We start from the raw sequence: 18,327 nt of genomic DNA on the forward strand, positions 1-18,327 counted from the left end.
TAATTTTCTGGCTGTTGGAGTTATATGTCACCACCTGCTTTACGCCCTTACCAAACGGACGCGGTGAAACGTGTTGTTACGCATTTTCGTGCGTCCAGCGAACCCGCGGTGGTGGTATTACCTACGGGAAGCGGGAAGTCGTTGGTGATTGCCGAACTGGCCCGCTTGGCGAGAGGTCGCGTATTGGTATTGGCGCATGTACGCGAGCTGGTGGAGCAGAATCACGCCAAGTATCAGGCCTATGGGCTTAAAGCCGATATCTTCAGCGCGGGTTTAAAGCGCAAGGAGGCGTCGCGCCAGGTCGTGTTTGGCTCGGTGCAGTCGGTAGTGCGTAATCTGGAGGCGTTCAATGACGAAGGCTTCACTCTACTGGTCATTGATGAGTGCCACCGGGTGTCGCTTGATAAAGACGCAAGCTACCGCCAAGTGATTGATCACCTGCGGGCACAAAACGCGCATTTGAAAGTGTTAGGGCTGACCGCGACGCCTTACCGGCTAGGCCAGGGGTTTATCTACCATCGTCATTACCACGGCATGGTGCGCGGCAGTGACGCAAGCTTTTTTCGTGACTGCGTGTTCGAACAGCCGCTGCGTTTGATGGTAAAGCAAGGCTATCTTGCCGAACCCAAACGCCTGGATATGGCGATTGAAGGGTATGATTTTTCCATGCTGGCGCCTGCAGAAAACGGCCATTACCGTGAAGCCGAGCTAAATCGCGTCGTGGCAGGCAATCGCGCCACCCCCATGATTATCAGTCAGATTGTTGAGCGCGCCGCTGAGCGGCATGGGGTGATGATATTTGCAGCAACTGTCGCCCACGCTGAAGAGATCATGGGGTATTTGCCTGCCGACCAGGCAGCGCTGATTACCGGAGCGACCCCGTCGGCAGAGCGTACTGAGCTGATTAATGCGTTTAAGGCGCGTGAGCTTAAATACCTGGTGAATGTCTCGGTACTGACGACCGGCTTTGATGCGCCCCATGTGGATTTGATTGCGATGCTTCGGCCTACGGAGTCAGTCAGCCTTTACCAGCAGATTGCGGGCCGAGGGCTTCGGCTCTCACCGGGTAAGCAGGATTGCCTTATTTTGGATTACGCGGGCAACCCCTGGGACCTTTACGCACCAGAAGTGGGCGAGCCAAAACCGCCGGGCGACAATGAGCCGGTGCAGGTTGAATGCCCGGCCTGCGGCCACGCTAATCTGTTTTGGGGCAAGCGCGACGGCGAACTGGTCATTGAGCATTTTGGGCGTCGCTGCCAAGGGCTGCTTGACGATGATAAAGGCAAGCGCCACCAGTGTGATTTTCGCTTTCGCTTCAAGGTGTGCGATAGCTGTGGCGCTGAAAATGATATTGCGGCGCGTCGCTGTCACGGTTGCGAACAGCTGCTGGTGGATGCGGATGACAAGCTTAAAGATGCACTCAAATTAAAAGATGCCCGTGTATTACGGGTAAGTGGCATGCAGTTGGACGCAACCCTTAATGGCCGAGGCCTGCCGCGTCTGAAAGTGACCTATTACGATGAGGATGGCACAACACTCTCTGAGTGGTTTGCTTTGGAAACCCCCGCCCAGCGCCGCGCCTTTTATGCCGCCTTTTTGCGTCGGCATTTGCGCGCTCCGGGCACGCCCTGGCAACCCCTCAACCCAGAGGACGTTATTAGCGAGCAGCGCCGCTTGCGCTATCCGGATTTTGTGGTTGGGCGCAAGGTGGGCCGACATTTCCAGATTCGCGACAAGCTCTTCGACTACGAAGGACGCTATCGTAAAGCTGCCGAAGCAGGCTAACGCACCGTACGCCAGGCGCAACGTCAGGTGCTGACTTTGTTACACTGCCTTCTAATGCCCACTGACCAAGAGATACCGACTGAGTGAGCGACACACACAACGCCACCGCTGATCCTGAACGCATGGCGACGTTGGCACAAGAGCCCGTCGTCGAAGCGCTTGGGCGGCTGTTCGATGAGCCGATTACTCAACTGCCGGAGGATTTGTATATTCCTCCCGAGGCGCTGCGCGTTTTTCTGGAAACCTTTGAAGGACCGCTGGATCTCTTGCTTTACCTTATTCGTCGGCAAAACTTAGATATCTTGACGATCAACGTGGCCGCGATTACTCATCAGTACATTGAGTACGTAGAGCTGATGCAGGCGATGGAGATCGAGCTTGCCGGTGAGTACTTGCTGATGGCCGCGATGTTGGCGGAAATTAAATCGCGCTCGCTACTGCCTCGGCCGCCCAAAGCGGAGGGCGAAGATGAAGAGGACCCTCGGGCAGAGCTGATTCGTCGCCTGCAAGAGTACGAGCGTTTAAAAGCCGCTGCTGAAACGCTGGATACGTTGCCTCGTGTAGGGCGGGATTGGTTTAGCGTGCAGGCGGGTTTACCCCCGCTTGAGTCGCGGGTGATTCACCCGGATGTAGAACTGGACGAACTGCTGAGTGCTCTTTCCGATATCCTTAAACGTGCCGAATTAACCCAGTCCCATCAGATTAGCCGTGAGGTACTGTCTACCCGCGAGCGTATGCTCAAGATCATGGAGCAGCTCAGCGAAGACAGCGCGCACCAACGCTACACGCCTTTTGAAGCCCTGTTTATCCTGGAAGAGGGGCGGGCAGGCGTGGTCGTCACCTTTATGGCTATTTTGGAGCTAGCGAAGGAGGCAATGATCGAAATTGTCCAGAACGCACCGCTTTCTCCTATCCATGTTCGAGCGCGCAGCGGCGCGATAGTCGATGAAGAAGAAGCCGTTTTTGAAGCGCTTGCTTTAGAGGAAACAGACGGCGCCTTTGAAGAGCCTGCCTTTGAGCCTGATGAGGAGGCACCGTGAAGGACACGACCTTAGACAACATTATAGAAGCCGCGCTGCTCGCCGCAGGCGAGCCGTTGGATGTCGAGCGGCTCGAAACCCTGTTTATCGACGATGAGTGCCCGCCGAGACGAGAGTTGCGTGACGCGTTAGCGCGCCTTGCTCTGCGCCATAAAGAGGGTGCGTTAGAGTTGGTAGAAACCGCATCAGGGTTTCAACTGCGTATTCAGCCACGCCTTGCGCATTGGGTATCACGCCTCTGGGACGAACGCCCCCAGCGCTATTCGCGTGCGCTGCTTGAAACGCTGTCGTTGATTGCCTATCGGCAGCCCGTTACCCGTGGTGATATCGAAGAAGTACGCGGGGTCAGCGTGAGCAGTTCGATCATGCGCACCTTAATGGAGCGTGGATGGGTTCGTGTGGTTGGTCACCGCGATGTGCCCGGACGGCCCGCCGTCTATGCCACTACACGAAGCTTTCTGGACGATTTTGGCCTGAAAACACTGGATGCACTTCCCCCCATGCATGAATTGGTTAATTGGGAGGAAAGAGAAGAGGCTGAGTTACCGGTTTCACAAGAGGCTCTCCTTGAAGAGGAGAGTGAGGAATCAAGGCCCAAAGAAACACTGGACGAAGCGCCAGAAAGCGTGCAGGATGCGCCACCCAAGACGGCTGAGAGAGCCGACGACCACGCCGAGACGGCGTTAACCCAGCCGCTAAGTTTTGCTGATTTAGAAGCTCGACTTGCGGCACGTGCGCAGCGCCCACATGATGACAGCGCACGCACGCAGACCAATGATATGAGGTCAGACGATCATGACTCAGAGTAACCACACCCCTCCCGTTAGTGAAAAACTCCAGAAAGTGCTTGCACGAGCGGGACTGGGTTCGCGGCGCGAAATGGAAACCGCTATTTCTGATGGCCGAGTAAAGGTCAACAGCCAGGTCGCCAAGCTGGGTGACCGCGTTGAAATGCGCGATAAAGTAAGTTTCGATGACCGCCCCGTTACACTGCGACCCGAGAACGAAGCGCCGCGTCGCGTCATCATGTACAACAAGCCAGAAGGCGAGCTGTGCACGCGTAAAGACCCGGAAGGCCGTCGTACCGTATTTGAGCGTTTGCCACGGCTAAAAGGCGAGCGCTGGATTGCCATTGGCCGACTGGATATCAATACCAGCGGTCTGCTGCTTTTCACGACCGATGGCGAGCTTGCCAACCGGTTAATGCACCCCTCAACCCAGGTTGAGCGTGAATACGCCGTGCGCGTAATGGGTGAAGTAAAGCGCGAACACATCGTAGCGATGGTGGATGGCGTTATGCTGGAAGATGGCCCTGCGCGCTTTACCGATGTGCAAGAGTTTGGTGGTGAAGGTATCAACACCTGGTTCCACGTCGTCATTCTTGAGGGACGTAACCGCGAGGTGCGCCGCCTGTGGGAGTCTCAAGAGCTTACGGTTAGCCGTCTGAAGCGTGTACGTTACGGCAACATATTTATTGATAAGCGTGCTAAAGCGGGAGAGTGGATCGAGCTTTCGCAAGACGAAGTCGATGATCTCGCCACGATCGCTAACCTTGAAACACGTAAGGTGCCTGAGCTGACGCCGGACGAGAAGAACCGTTGGAGTCGCGACAAAAATAAGCGTCGTCCGGTACAAACAATGCGCAAGCCTAAACGCCGCTGATTTTACACCTGCCCGAATCAGGGGGGCGGTTCGCACTGGCCAGCCATCAATCGCTTGATGGCTGGCTTTTAACTATCTGGGCACCTTAAAACGATCGTTGCTGTACCGGGCATGATCGTGGCGGAAGAGGCTCGCATGGGCCATAAAACCCGCTTTAATTACACTGCGGGATCAAACGGATAGCCTGGCTAATCCTGTGGGTGTAGTGCGGGAGAAAGTTAAAAACTTCTTGCCATGGCTAATCATGGTCTGTACTATATGCATCCGTTCGAAGGGGTCGTTAGCTCAGTTGGTAGAGCAGTTGACTTTTAATCAATTGGTCGTAGGTTCGAATCCTACACGACCCACCATCGAACAGCACGTAATTAGACATACCGCTATGACCGCTATGACCGCTATGTCAGCACGGTAAGCAAAAATTTGGGTCGTTAGCTCAGTTGGTAGAGCAGTTGACTTTTAATCAATTGGTCGTAGGTTCGAATCCTACACGACCCACCAAATTCAACGCCCTTGGTAGCTTGCTGCCAGGGGCGTTTTGCTGTGTGCCTGATGCGTACAGCCGCGCAATATACCACTTGCAGAAGACAACAATTTGCCACCACAATGGCTTCATGCAATGTGATTAAGCAACGTTCATTAGAGAAAGCTGTTAAGAGAAAACAGCTTAGAGAAATAGTTAGTAGCGCAGTAGGTCACCGCGAGAGACGCAGCGGCCTGTTGCAATCGCGAGCGGCATGTGTGGATGACACAGGTCGCGACTAGTGTTTAACAGGGGGATTCCCTGTTCGTCACAGTGGTAGACACGATGACTATTATGACTTCTCAAGCTGAGCTTGATGCTCCGCTCCCTAGCCCGTATTGCCCTACTCGTATTCCCGCAGAAGACCAGGCGCGTGTTGAAGAGATAAAGCAGTTGCTGCACACGCACAATGCCGTCCTGGTCGCGCACTACTACACCGATGACGCTATCCAACAGTTAGCGGAAGAAACCGGTGGCTGCGTGGCAGACTCCCTTGAAATGGCGCGCTTTGGCGCTCGACATGACGCTACCACGCTGATTGTGGCAGGTGTGCGTTTTATGGGGGAAACAGCCAAAATCCTTTCGCCTGAAAAACGCGTATTGATGCCCACGCTGGAGGCAACCTGCTCGCTGGATATTGGCTGCCCGGTAGATGCGTTCAGCGCCTTTTGCGATGCGAACCCCGGCCGAACCGTGGTGGTGTATGCCAATACATCAGCAGCTGTCAAAGCGCGTGCTGACTGGGTGGTGACGTCATCCATTGCCGTTGACGTGATTGAGCACTTGCAGGCAAAAGGTGAAAAAATCCTTTGGGCACCGGATAAGCATCTGGGGGGATATATTCAGAAAAAAACCGGCGCTGATATGCTGATGTGGGACGGCGCCTGTATTGTGCATGAAGAGTTCAAGGCGAAAGGTATTGAGGACTTAAAACGCCTTTATCCTGATGCGGCGGTGCTGGTGCATCCTGAATCGCCGGACGCGGTGGTCAACATGGCGGATGTGGCGGGGTCGACGTCCCAGTTAATCAAGGCCGCTCAAACATTGCCCAATAACCAGCTTATCGTGGCAACAGATCGCGGCATTTTCTTTAAGATGCAGCAAGCGGTGCCGGGCAAGACATTGTTTGAAGCACCGACAGCCGGTAATGGCGCTACCTGCCGAAGCTGCGCACACTGCCCGTGGATGGCCATGAATGCACTGGATAATCTGGCGGATGCGCTGCGCTACGGCAGTGGGGAAATTCATGTTGATGAGTCGCTACGCCAGAAAGCGCTAAAGCCGCTTGAGCGTATGCTGAATTTCAACGCTAAATAGAACAGCTTCACGCTGTGATCAGTCCATCAGGCTCCTGGCCCTTCGCAGGCCAAGAGCTTTATGCGTGTCATTCATTTCAGTCGTTAAAAGTCATCCAGCGCTTTACGGTATTCAATAAAGGCTTCTCGGCGCTGTTCAATACGTGCAAGCGCTTGCTGGTCGTTCTCTTGCTCGGCTGCGTTACGCGCCAGTGAGAGTTGCTGAATGCCTCGGTCAACTCGCCCTGTCAGCTGTAAATGCTCGGCGCGCGCCAAATGCCCCCAACCGTTGTGCCCGCTTCGCCCAGCGGCTTCAGCTAGCAGGTTAAAGCCAGGAGGATATTCAGGGTTTTGCGCTGTTATGTTACGCAGGAGCTGATAAGCGGCTTCTGGGTCTCGCTGCAGTTGTGCCTCTGCCAAAATCAGTTGGGCGGGCAGATAAGACGGCATCAGCCTCAAAAGGCGCTGGCTTCGGGTAATGGCTTCATCATAGCGTTGGGCCTCCAGCGCGACGCTTGCCGCAGATGCAGGCAGCATGCCGTAATCCGGTAGCTCAGTGGCCAGTTGATCGAGCATTTGTAAGGCTTGATCCGTTTGGCCATTACGCGCAGTCATTAATGCCTCTAGATAGCGGCGTGCCGGCTCTTCTGCGTCATCCTGGGCAAGGCGGGAAGCGGCTTGTTGCGGGGAGTTTTGGTAAATGCTTAATAGGGCGCGAGCGCGCATCATGTCGTAAAGCGTATTGCTGGTATAGGTGCTGGCCACACTGAGCTGCGAGGCACGCCCTTGTGCATCGCTTAAGCGGCTATCTGAAACTGGGTGGGTCAATAGAAACTCAGGAGGGTTGCCGCCTTGTAGTCGCGCCAAGCGTTGCATGGCAGAAAACATGCGGACCATAGCATGAGGGTCGTATCCAGCATCGGCCATTGCCTGTAAGCCGATTCGATCAGCCTCTTGCTCAAAACGTCTTGAGTAGCTGAGCTGGTCCTGGATCAGGGCAGCCTGTGAGCCCATGGCGGCGGCAAGGCCCGCTTCGCCACCTCCGCTGGCCGCTACCAGCATGCCCGCCAGCATGGCGGCCATGGCAGGAAGTTGCGTCTGTTCTGCTCGCGCGCTACCTCGGGCGTAGTGGCGCTGTGATAAGTGGCCAAGCTCATGAGCAATCACCGAGACAAAAGCACCTTCATCTTCAGCAAAGGCAAAAAGCCCGGAATTGATTCCCACCACGCCACCGGGAACGGCAAAGGCATTCAGTGATCGGTTATCGACCATCACCATCGTCGTTTGCAGGTCCCCCAATTGGCTGTATGGCAGCAGGCGCGCTACAAGGCTTTCCAGGTAATCGCTTACGATTGGGTCTTGCCACTGAGGCGCTTGGGCTCGGAACTGACGTAGCCATGCTCGGCCCAAACGGAACTCTTCACTACTGGCTGATGACGAGGCACCGCCAAGCGTGGGCAGATGATAGTCATTAAGTGCGTAGCTTGGCGGGCTTGAGACGCTAATGCTGCAAGCAACAATTAGCGCGCAGAGCCCGCGGGGATAAGCAGTCCGTATGTGCGGCATGGCATCCTCATTGATAAGGGTAAAGCGCAGCGATTACTGCTGTGACATTGATTGATGCTGTGAAGTGCCGTTAAATCAAGTGAACAGTGATCATCGCAACATAAACAGTTTATGCAACAATGGCGAGATCATGCAGGCATTTTTAGGGAGCAGGTATGTCTGAATCATTCGTACGTTTTCATCCAGACGTGGTGCTTGATGCGTGTGGGCTGCCGTGTCCGATGCCGTTACTCAAAACTAAACAGGCGTTAGCCGGTTTGGCGGCTGGGCAGTTGCTTGAAGTGCGTGCCACTGATGCAGGCTCATGGCGCGATATAGCGTCGTTTACTGATCAAGGCAATCATGAGATGGAGGCGCGAGAGCAGCATGAAGGCACGTACTTTTTTTGGATACGAAAGGCGGGAGACGCACACTAATGACCATGCGTACTATTCTTAAAAGCTGGATTGAACGCTATTTTTCTGATGAAGAAGCACTCGTCTTATTGCTGGTGTTGGTGGCTGGCTTTACGGCCATTATCTGGTTTGGCCACATGCTGGCGCCGTTTTTTACCGCACTGGTTCTGGCTTTTCTGCTGCAAGGGGTGGTGAGCGCTTTAACGCGAAGAGGGATACCTCATCTGTTAGCCGTTATTCTTATTTTTCTAGCCTTTATCAGTGTCCTGTTAACCCTTGCGTTCATTTTAATGCCGCTGATTTGGAATCAGCTGGTAGGGTTTGTACATGAAACGCCGCGAATGTTTGCCAGCGGCCAAGGGTGGTTGGATGAGATGCAGGCGCGCTACCCTAACCTGGTTACGCCTGATCAAATGCAAAGCTGGATCGGTGTAGCAAGCCGTGAAATTAGCCAGCTAGGCCAGCGTGCGCTGACGCTCTCCTTGGCCTCTTTGGGTAATGTCATGTCACTGATTATTTACCTCGTCCTTGTGCCCATTCTGGTCTTCTTTATGCTGAAGGACCGCGAGGCGCTGGTTGGATTCGCGGTTTCGCTGTTGCCACAAAAGCGTGCGCTGTTAACGCGCATCTGGCAGGAAATGGATCATCAGATTGCGAACTATATTCGGGGCAAGTTCATCGAAATCATCATTGTGGGTACGGTAGCGTTTAGCACCTTTACCTTTTTTGGCTTGCCGTATACAGCGCTGCTGGCCGTTCTGGTGGGCTTTTCGGTGCTGGTGCCTTTTATCGGCGCTGCGGTGGCTACACTGCCGGTCATGGCGGTAGCAGGTTTTCATTTTGGATTAAGCGATCAGTTTATTTATGTGCTGGTTGCCTATGGCGTGATTCAGGCACTGGATGGAAACGTTCTGTCGCCAGTGCTGTTTTCTGAAACCAATAATATTCATCCCGTTTCCATTATTGTCGCGGTGCTTTTCTTTGGCGGTATTTGGGGCTTCTGGGGCGTGTTTTTCGCCATTCCGTTGGCCACGCTGCTAAAAGCGTTGGTCTACGCTTGGCCGCGGGGTGTTCGTGAGCAGAATGAGGAAGAGGGTATTATCCAGACGGAGTCATAAGACCGTACAGCCGCTGCCCGGGTGTTAGCAATGCCCTTGGTTTAACACGCTGAGTCTGTTGAAAAGTTAACGCCCGCTCGGTGACGACACCGGGCGGGCGTTTTTATTAACGACTCGCGTGTAGTGCTTCAGCGGCAGCCAGCACTTCCTCTACGTGGCCTGGCACTTTAACGCCACGCCATTCGTTGGCAAGGTTGCCTGCTGCATCTATTAAGAAAGTACTGCGCTCAATGCCCAGATGCTCCTTGCCGTACATTTTTTTCAGTTTGATAACATCAAATATCGTACAGACGGTTTCATCCTTGTCGGAAATGAGCGGGAAGTTAAAATCCTGCTTGGCTTTAAAATTTTCCTGAGCCCGTAAACCGTCCCGAGATACCCCTAAAATAACCGTATTGGCGTTATCGAACGCTTTTTTATGGTCGCGAAAATCGCCGCCTTCGGTGGTGCAGCCGGGTGTGCTGGCCTTGGGATAAAAATAGATAACGACCTGTTTGCCACGTAGTTCCGACAGTGTGATTGTCGTATCGCCCGTCGCACTTGCAGAAAAATCGGGGACAGGTTGGCCTAATTCGATATGCATGCAGACTCCTAATCGTTGACGACTTATAGAGTGATTACACGCAACCTGAGGCAGCATGTCAAAGGCATGATAGGTGTGCATCACAAACTCACAGCGGTTTGCGCTGTACAGGCTCGAATCGCCTGAGTACCATTTACCCTCTGTAGGCCCAAACGGGCAGTCGCCATGATGCGTAAAAGAGTGGTTCGGCGCCTTGTCTGGATGTCCATGTTGGGCTTGGTCTCATAATTTTGTAGATGAGGAATAAACGGATGATCACAGGCAGCATCGTCGCCCTGGCGACGCCGATGAAAGTCAATGGCGACATCGACTGGGAGGCGCTTCGTCGTCTGGTGAACTTCCACCTTGATAACGGAACAGACGGCATCGTTGCCGCAGGCACCACTGGCGAGCCCACGACCATGACGTTTGCAGAGCACTTTGACGTGATCCGCAGTGTGGTGGAGGAGGTCAACGGACGCATTCCGGTGATCGCCGGTACGGGCGCTAATGCGACGTCTGAAGCCGTTGAGCTTGCTCGGTACGCCAGTGAAGTAGGGGCTGATTACTGTTTGTCCGTTTGCCCCTATTATAATAAGCCGACTCAGGAAGGCTTGTACCAGCACTTTAAGGCGGTGGCAGAAGGCAGCAAACTACCGGTTATCATGTATAACGTGCCGGGGCGTACCTGCTCTGACCTGTACAATGAAACGGTTGTACGCTTGGCAGGCGTTGATAACATCATCGGTTTGAAAGATGCCACTGGAAACCTTGAGCGCGCAGAAGATCTAATTTCGCGCTTAAAGGGCAGTGACTTTATGCTGTATTCCGGTGATGACGCGACGGCCTGTGAGTTTATGCTGATGGGTGGGCATGGTGATATTTCGGTGACGGCGAACGTTGCCCCTAAGGCAATGCATGAGCTATGTGCGGCCGCTGTCGCTGGCGATGCAGATAAAGCGCATCAAATTAATACCCGTTTAATGCCGTTGCATACTAATCTGGGCATTGAATCCAATCCTATACCGGTAAAATGGGCGCTTAACCGGATGGGGTATATGGATGCAGGTATTCGTTTGCCACTGACATGGTTATCCGAGAAGTACCACGCCACTGTCAGTGAAGCGCTGCAGCTAGCGGGCGTGATTGAGGAGTAATGCTCTTTCATTACACCCAGCGCGATACCCTTTGTTACCGGGAGCACAGTGATGTGCTGCCGGTTAACTGATTTGTTGACTGTTAAGGTGGCTTGATGAGCTTTGTGCTTGAAAAACGTGCGCTTAAATGGATACCGCTGGCACTCGTAACGGCTGTCGCTCTGGCAGGTTGCGCGCGCGATGGTTATTACCACGACCGTAACCTGGATTATACAGAAGCCGCTCCGGCGCCCCCTCTGGTGCTGCCAGAGACCCGCAATGCGCAGCGCTATCAGGATGCACTGCCCGTTCCTCAAGCAGCCATGCAGGGTGCCCGCATCGAAGAAGCTGCGGAAATACGCGCTCCTCAGTCGCTATCGATTGGCAGTGGTCTAGAGCCTGAATACGTGGAACGCCGGGAAGCAGGTAGCCAAAGCTGGCTAGTGGTGGCGGCCGATACGGGCGCCGTCTGGCCGCAGTTGGAATCCTTTGCGCGTAGCCGTCAACTAGGTGTGGAGCAAAGCGATGCGTCGCAGGGCGTTATCGTAACGTCGCAGGCCGATTTACGTCTGCAAAGTGCCATGCGTTCTGGCAGTAGTGAAGTGCGCTGTGAACGTGGTGGCCAGACCATGACGAGCTGCCTTGACGCGTTGGAAGAGTTTCTGGGGGCGCGTAGCGCGTCACAGAGCGTGGCTTCCTCCTGGAATGCCCAGCGCTTGAATACCCAGCAAACGCTACAGCTTCGTCAGCAGGGTGATGAGTGGGAAGCTGTCATTCCCCAGCCGATTGATCGTGTTTGGGCTGAACTCAATCACTATCTCGCGTTGGATTTCACCCTACAAGGTCAGCGTAATCTGCTCGCTACCAGCCCGGAGCGTCATGAATTTCTGGTGGAATACATGACCGAGACTGAGCGTGGTCGCAACCCGCTGCAAATTGTATTTAGTGCCGATGTGCGCAAGATGCCCCAGGAAATACGTATTGTGCTGCAGCCCGATGGCAATCAGACCATTTTACGCGCGGTGAATGCCAGTGAGCGTGAGTTTAATGCCGATGACCAGCGTGAGCTGTTAGAACGTGTTGCTGGCTATTTACGTTAATCTGTTTATTTGATCCCTTTCGGAGCTGTCATGGAAAAGCGCCAAGAACTTTATGCCGGTAAGGCAAAATCTGTATATCACACCGATGATCCGGATCTGCTGGTGCTGCAGTTTCGTGATGACACCAGCGCTTTTGATGGTAAGAAGAAAGAAGCGCTGGCCCGTAAAGGGATGGTCAATAACGTCTTCAACGCGTTTATTATGGAGCGTTTGCAAGAGGCCGGTATCCCTACGCATTTTGAAAAACAACTCTCCGATACCGAGAGTCTTGTTAAAAAAATGCAGATGATTCCGGTCGAGTGCGTGGTACGCAACATCGCTGCGGGTGGGCTTGTAAAACGCCTGGGCGTTGAAGAAGGCGTTGCACTTACGCCGCCTACCTTTGAGCTGTTCTTGAAGAACGACGAAAAAGGCGACCCGATGATCAACGAGTCGTTGGCAGAAACCTTTGGTTGGGCAACGCCTGAGCAGCTGGCCAAAATGAAAACGCTGACCTTCAAGGTTAACCACGTGTTAAAGCAACTGTTTGCCGAAGGCGATATGCTGCTGGTGGACTACAAGCTTGAGTTTGGCGTTTTCAAGGGCGAAGTGGTGCTGGGCGATGAGTTCTCACCGGACGGCTGTCGTCTATGGGATGCCAATACCCGAGAGAAGCTGGATAAAGACCGCTTCCGCCAAGGCCTGGGCGGCGTGATCGAAGCCTACGAAGAAGTAGGCCGACGCTTGGGAATCACCTTTCCTGCTTAAGTAGCACTTTACTGACAAAGGCCTTAAAGCCATCACGTTTAACGTGGTGGCTTTGTCGTTGTATAGGAGACTAACATTAAATCTACTCCGCGCGGAGACATTCCGTTTATGTGTCTACTCTCTTCGCTGCTAACATTTAAACGCTTGCTGACGCATCAATTTCTTTTTCTGTTTTAGCTTTTTGCAGTCGATAGCCGTACCCGTAAACTGATATTAGGTTCCAGCCATACTCTGCGGTAAGCATTAGCTTTTTGCGTATCCGATGGATGTGAACGTCGAGTGTACGAGTATTGGGGCCATGGTTGCGACCCCATACGTATTGGTATAAATACGAACGTGAAAGAGGGCTGTCAATGCGATTTAAAAGAAGATAGGCAAGTCGAAACTCTTGGTGTGTGAGCGTAACACGCTGGCCATTAATGAAAGCCGTCTCATCGCGAGTATTAAGTTCTATACGGCCAAGTTTCAACGGTTTTAGTGGGTCTTGGCTGGAAATGTATGAAGATTTGCGACGCGTCGCGGCATACGCTCGCGCTGCTAATTCGCGTGGCCTAAAAGGTTTGCTGATAAAGTCATCGGCACCGGCATCCAAGGCTTGAATGGTGTCAGCCTCATCTTGACGATGGGTGACAATCATGACCGCTGGTAACACACTCAAATACTTATCCATCCAATCAAGTAAAGCGATACCGTTACCATCAGGTAAATGCCAATCAAGAAGCACTAAATCGAAAGACTCCCTGCTTGCGGTGTGGGTAAATGCCGTACTGGTCTCAAATACCGATATGTCTGATTGGACTCCTCTGCTTGCGAAGCCGTCATGGAGCGTGTTACGCATGCGCTCAAGCATTATTTTATCATCCTCTACTACTGCAATTCGCATGGACTTCCCTTATATGGCCTGAATTCTTTTTACTTTACTTGGTGTGGTTTTATATCGCACTCATTGCTGGTTAGAGCTTTTTTAACTTTGTTGGAAAGTTTTCAAATGGCGGTTTTAAATAATCGTTTACCGCTGTGCATAACCTGAAAATAAAGTGTTAACAATTGTTTCTTCTTGTTGATATGGGTAGCAAAAAAGAACGAGAATGCTGCCCACATAATTAAACCTCGGTCTGTCTGCTGAACACGCCTGTTGTGAGGAAGCTGGAGCCATATACGAACAGTATATCTAACTGTTTCCGTAGTGGCTTTTTTACTGCCTCACTCATCCTTACGCTGCTTCAAAATTTAACACTTAACTGCATATAAGCGTAACTGATGTGTAAAGCATTCTGATTAAATAAAATTGCAAGGACATACAATGAATAGAGTATTTCGCTTGATTTGGAAGCAATCCCTTGGACGGTTAGTGGTTGCATCAGAAATTGCTCAATCTAACCAGAAAGCGGCCGGTTCCTCTGGTGTCGTAGGTAGTCCAGTGCTGGTCTCAACTCCTTATCATATAGCCCGAAATGCTTTTCGCCTCTCGCCGTTAGTGCTGGCCATGGCGCTGACAGGTGGCGCGGCGTATGCCCAAGTTCAAACAAGTGTCTCCTCAGGTAACAATATTGTTGTTACGCCCGATGACGAAGACAATCCCGCTGTTTACACTGTTTCAACCGAAAATGACGTTACATTTAATAATATTACTACTAATGAATTGACCGTCAATGGGGCTGCCATTCTCAGTGCTTTGCAGGTAACTGGGGCCGCGACGTTAAGTGGTGGTTTAGCGATGGGAAATAGTCAGATTACTGGTTTAGCGAATGCTACAGCCAGTGATCACGCTGTTAATTTCAGCCAGTTGAGCGCAGTAAGTGATGCGGCTAATGCCGGATGGAATATTAGTGCTGGCGGCGGTAGCTCTGAAAACGTTGCGCCAGGTGACTCCGTTGACTTCAGCGGCGACAGCAATATCAATGTTAGCCGTAGCGAAACCGGAACCGATCTGTCCTTCAGCTTAGCCAGCCAGGTTACCGTTGATGAGCTGACCGCTGGCAATACTTCTATTGATACCAACGGTCTGACGATTGACGGTGGCCCAAGTGTCACAAGCGCTGGGATTAATGCGGGTGGCAACAAGATCACCAATGTTAAAGAAGGCGATCTAACTGCAGGTAGTACTGATGCTGTCACGGGTAAACAGATCTTCGATCTGTTTATCGAAGAGGGCGCTGGGGGCGTGCGGTACTTCCGTACAAACTCGACGGCCGATGATTCTCGGGCTGGGGGGGAGGAATCTGTTGCTATTGGTCCTAACACAGTAACTGAAGGCGATAGCAGTTTCGCTGCTGGCGATACGGCACTTACACGCGAGGGTGCCGAAGGCGCTATTGCCTTAGGCCAAAATGCAATAGCCGGTACCGAAGACGCGACTACGCTCGATGGCGAAGGCAGCATTGCTTTAGGCCGCAACAGCCAGGCTAGTGGCAACCGCACGATTGCTTTGGGTGATGGCGCCGAGGTTGAATCTGAGTTTGTAACCGGTGCGCTGGCCTTAGGTACTGATGCTAGTGTCAGCGGCATCAACAGTGATAATGCCTTGGCTATTGGTAATGGCGCTGCTGCGTCTGCCGCGAATGCAACTGCGCTGGGTAATAGTTCTGCCGCGTCTGGTGCAGGTAGTATTGCGCTGGGTGATGCTACTGCTAATGCTGCGAATGGCTTGGCAGCAGGTACAGGCGCTTATTCGGGAGCGCCCAATAGTATTTCCTTGGGCACCAATGCCGGTGTGGGCACCAATGGTACAGCGGCAGGTGATCAAACATCGCATATTGCTGTGGGAACTGGGGCTGGCCAAAATGTTATTGGTAACCAAACGACTGCTATTGGCTTCGGCGCTGGCTCGTCTGTCAACGGTATCCATAACGTAGCGATTGGCAGTCACGCTGGGGCTAATGTCCAGGGCAATTACAATGTGGCTATTGGCCACGAGGCTAACCGCAATGCTGGCGCAATTGCTCGCGCAACTGCTATCGGTGGTCAGACAAACGCCGCAAGAGATGCGGTTGCACTTGGCTATGATGCCGAATCCGATGACAGCGGTGTGGCCGTTGGTGCTAATTCGGTGGCAGGTAATCTAGGCGTGGCCCTTGGCCACAATTCAAGCGCTACTGGAGGTAGCGTTGCCCTTGGTAGTGGTTCTGCTGCAATTAGCTCCGATGCGACTGGGCCTGGTTACCTAACCGGCTCTAGCTTCATTGATGGGACTGTCGTCTCTGTAGGCAATACTAACCCGAGTGGAGTGCGTACAACACGCCGCATTGTCAACGTGGCAGATGGCGCACAGCTTTACGATGCTGTGAATGTCAACCAATTGCAGGCAACGCAGAGATCTGTCGCCGGGTTAATCGGGGGGAATGTCACGGTTGATGCTGAGGGTAACTATTCACCGATTACCGTCGGTACCGTCGGAGGTGGCACTGCAAGTTTTGACAATGTCGTCGAGGCTATTGGTGCGGTTACCAGCGGCACTGTCGATATTCTTCCGGTTGATGCCGTGCGTTATAACGCTAACGGCAGTATCGATGTCGCTGCCGGGGTTGATAATAATGAAGCTGTTAACGTTGGCCAGATGAACCAGGCTATCGATGAGCGAAGTGTCAAATACTTTAGCGTTAACTCTTCTGAGCCTGCCAATCGTGATAATGCAGAAGCCAGTGGCATAGACGCCATTGCCATCGGCCCTGCTACCGCTGCAGGAGGAAGGTCTTCACTGGCGGGTGGGCATTTGGCGCAAGCTACAGGCAACGAAAGTGTTGCCCTTGGCTACGAAGTTGAGGCCTTGGGGGACAACTCCACTGTAGTAGGTAGCGGCAGCGATGCTTACGGTGACAGAGGTGTAGCAATCGGTTTTGGTGCTGAGAGTCACGGTGAAAACTCAGTCGTTATGGGAACAGGAGCCCATGCCCACCCAAAGAATACCGATACTTCGGTTGATAACGCTATTGTAATCGGCACTGACGCTGAATCCACCGCTGACGAAGGTATCGCCATTGGACGTAGTGCTTTAGCTTCTGAAGTGCGTGCAGTGGCTCAAGGTTCTGGTGCGCATGCGACCGCTGCAGATGCACTAGCACAGGGTACTCAGTCGCGAGCAAGTGGCGTAAGTTCGCAAGCGAGCGGTACTGATGCACGTGCGAGTGGCACTAACTCAATTGCCAGTGGCACGAACTCCCGCGGTTATGCTGCCAACGGTATCGCATTAGGTACTAGTGCTATTTCTGGTATTGCCAACCCGCTGCCAGGGCAGCAGGCTAGAAATGCCAACGCTATTGCAATTGGTAATAGTGCACTTGCCGATGAGTTGAGCGCCCAAGCGGTGGGCTTTGAAGCGCGAGCCCGTGGTGAGACGTCAGCTGCTTTTGGCGCGCATTCAGAAGCTCTAGGCCTTGATGCGTTAGCGGTAGGTACTGGCGCACGCGCTACAGAGCAAAGTGCTTCTGCCATCGGTCGCGGCACTCAAGCGACAGCCCAGGATTCATCAGCTTTGGGTCAAGGAGCCACTGCTAGTGCTATCGGTGCATTGGCAACCGGTTCCGGCTCGGAAGCTAATACGCAGAATGCATCTGCTATTGGTCAGGGCTCGCGAGCACTGCATGAGAATGCAGTCGCTCTGGGTGCGGACTCCGTGACTGAAGAGGCCACTCCCGTAACCGACGCAACGGTGAATAGTATTTCGTACGATGGGTTCGCCGGGACTTCACCTACCAGTGTAGTTAGTGTTGGCAATAATGGTGTGAAACGCCAGATTACCAATGTAGCGGCTGGGCGTATCAGTGAAACGAGTACCGACGCTATCAATGGCTCGCAGCTGTTCGCGACCCAGACGGTGATCGGTAATGTAGGTCAGAGCACGGTGAACGTGCTAGGCGGCAACGCGGCGCTAGGCAGCGACGGCACGATCACGACATCCGATGTCGGTGGTACAGGAGAGGATAACGTCCACAACGCCATCGAGTTCGCCGCACAGGGCTGGGACGTGGGTGCCAATGGACAGGCAACTGGGAACGTAGCGCCAGGCGGATCGGTAGACTTCAGCGGTAGCGATGGCAATATCGATATTGCCCGTAACGGCACGAATCTAACCTTTGGCCTGAACGATGACGTCACCGTTGGCAACAGCATTACGACGAACAATCTAACGGTCAGCGGTGAAACGCGCTTAGGCGACCGGTTTGTGGTTAACAGCGCAGGTGATGTTAATTACGGTGGTAACGAGCTGGCTACTCAAGCCGATGGCTTAAGCTTTGCGGGCAACACCGGCGGTACCATTAACAAAGCACTTAGCGATACCACTCCGCTGACCATTTCTGGTGGGCTGGGTAATGATGAAGCGACTACAGGCGCTAATCTGCGGGTGGATGGAAGTAACGACCAGCTCAACCTGGTAATGGCGCGCGACCTGACTAGCCTGGAT

14 protein-coding genes and 2 tRNA genes are annotated in these 18,327 nt (G+C 53.2%); 13 read left to right on the forward strand and 3 right to left on the reverse strand.

Annotation, left to right across the window (positions count from 1 at the left end; translation table 11 throughout):
• Positions 1-24: 24 nt before the first annotated feature.
• The 7 genes from ACT3T7_RS12560 (at position 25) to nadA (ending at position 6,324) form a co-directional block, all read left to right on the forward strand.
• Positions 25-1,785 (forward strand): DEAD/DEAH box helicase, encoded by a 1,761-nt coding sequence (locus ACT3T7_RS12560; protein ID WP_444631205.1) that lies wholly within the window; start codon positions 25-27, stop codon positions 1,783-1,785.
• A 122-nt stretch (positions 1,786-1,907) separates the two neighbouring features.
• Positions 1,908-2,825, forward strand: a complete 918-nt coding sequence (locus ACT3T7_RS12565) for a segregation and condensation protein A (RefSeq protein ID WP_172117567.1) — start codon at positions 1,908-1,910, stop codon at positions 2,823-2,825.
• Positions 2,822-3,634: an SMC-Scp complex subunit ScpB gene (gene scpB / locus ACT3T7_RS12570; RefSeq protein WP_172117398.1), complete on the forward strand. Its 813-nt coding sequence runs from the start codon at positions 2,822-2,824 to the stop codon at positions 3,632-3,634. Before ACT3T7_RS12565 ends, scpB begins: the two co-directional genes overlap by 4 nt.
• On the forward strand, positions 3,621-4,487 hold the full coding sequence (gene rluB / locus ACT3T7_RS12575) for a 23S rRNA pseudouridine(2605) synthase RluB (protein ID WP_172117399.1): 867 nt from the start codon (positions 3,621-3,623) through the stop codon (positions 4,485-4,487). Before scpB ends, rluB begins: the two co-directional genes overlap by 14 nt.
• Before the next feature lie 274 nt (positions 4,488-4,761).
• Positions 4,762-4,837, forward strand: a tRNA-Lys gene (locus tag ACT3T7_RS12580).
• 72 nt (positions 4,838-4,909) lie between these two features.
• Positions 4,910-4,985, forward strand: a tRNA-Lys gene (locus ACT3T7_RS12585).
• Positions 4,986-5,292: 307 nt separating this feature from the next.
• The gene (gene nadA / locus ACT3T7_RS12590; RefSeq protein WP_444631206.1) at positions 5,293-6,324 is read left to right on the forward strand and encodes a quinolinate synthase NadA; all 1,032 of its coding nucleotides are present in this window, start codon (positions 5,293-5,295) and stop codon (positions 6,322-6,324) included.
• Positions 6,325-6,407: 83 nt separating this feature from the next.
• Here the strand turns inward: nadA and ACT3T7_RS12595 are convergent, their stop codons facing one another.
• A complete protein-coding gene (locus ACT3T7_RS12595) occupies positions 6,408-7,868 on the reverse strand; it encodes a M48 family metalloprotease (protein WP_444631207.1) in 1,461 nt (486 codons plus the stop codon).
• Positions 7,869-8,023: 155 nt separating this feature from the next.
• Here ACT3T7_RS12595 and ACT3T7_RS12600 point away from each other — a divergent pair, with 155 nt between their 5' ends.
• Both ACT3T7_RS12600 and ACT3T7_RS12605 read left to right on the forward strand, forming a co-directional pair.
• A complete protein-coding gene (locus ACT3T7_RS12600; protein ID WP_193053285.1) occupies positions 8,024-8,284 on the forward strand; it encodes a sulfurtransferase TusA family protein in 261 nt (86 codons plus the stop codon).
• Positions 8,284-9,381: an AI-2E family transporter gene (locus ACT3T7_RS12605; protein ID WP_444631208.1), complete on the forward strand. Its 1,098-nt coding sequence runs from the start codon at positions 8,284-8,286 to the stop codon at positions 9,379-9,381. Before ACT3T7_RS12600 ends, ACT3T7_RS12605 begins: the two co-directional genes overlap by 1 nt.
• 106 nt (positions 9,382-9,487) lie before the next feature.
• On the opposite strand, the gene ACT3T7_RS12610 is transcribed toward ACT3T7_RS12605, so the two are convergent.
• Entirely contained in the window at positions 9,488-9,964 is a 477-nt protein-coding gene (locus ACT3T7_RS12610; protein WP_193053283.1) for a peroxiredoxin, read from the reverse strand.
• Between the two features lie 251 nt (positions 9,965-10,215).
• On the opposite strand from ACT3T7_RS12610, the gene dapA reads away from it, so the two are divergent.
• From dapA to purC, 3 genes are all read left to right on the forward strand, one after another.
• Complete coding sequence (gene dapA, locus ACT3T7_RS12615) at positions 10,216-11,100, forward strand: 4-hydroxy-tetrahydrodipicolinate synthase (protein WP_172117405.1); 885 nt, start codon at positions 10,216-10,218, stop codon at positions 11,098-11,100.
• 95 nt (positions 11,101-11,195) lie between these two features.
• Positions 11,196-12,179 carry an outer membrane protein assembly factor BamC gene (gene bamC / locus ACT3T7_RS12620; RefSeq protein WP_193056862.1) on the forward strand — a complete coding sequence of 328 codons (984 nt, stop codon included), beginning with the start codon at positions 11,196-11,198 and terminating at the stop codon, positions 12,177-12,179.
• Between the two features lie 30 nt (positions 12,180-12,209).
• Positions 12,210-12,926: a phosphoribosylaminoimidazolesuccinocarboxamide synthase gene (gene purC / locus ACT3T7_RS12625; RefSeq protein WP_172117407.1), complete on the forward strand. Its 717-nt coding sequence runs from the start codon at positions 12,210-12,212 to the stop codon at positions 12,924-12,926.
• A gap of 136 nt (positions 12,927-13,062) precedes the next feature.
• Here purC and ACT3T7_RS12630 read toward each other — a convergent pair whose 3' ends face one another.
• The gene (locus ACT3T7_RS12630) at positions 13,063-13,809 is read right to left on the reverse strand and encodes a response regulator transcription factor (protein ID WP_444631209.1); all 747 of its coding nucleotides are present in this window, start codon (positions 13,807-13,809) and stop codon (positions 13,063-13,065) included.
• Positions 13,810-14,229: 420 nt separating this feature from the next.
• Between ACT3T7_RS12630 and ACT3T7_RS12635 the strand changes: the two genes are divergently transcribed.
• Positions 14,230-18,327 (forward strand): ESPR-type extended signal peptide-containing protein (locus ACT3T7_RS12635; RefSeq protein WP_444631210.1); only part of this gene is annotated, 4,098 nt, incomplete at its 3' end.

The organism is Halomonas sp. 111 (genome assembly GCF_052379685.1).
In the GTDB taxonomy this organism is placed as follows: domain Bacteria; phylum Pseudomonadota; class Gammaproteobacteria; order Pseudomonadales; family Halomonadaceae; genus Vreelandella; species Vreelandella citrativorans.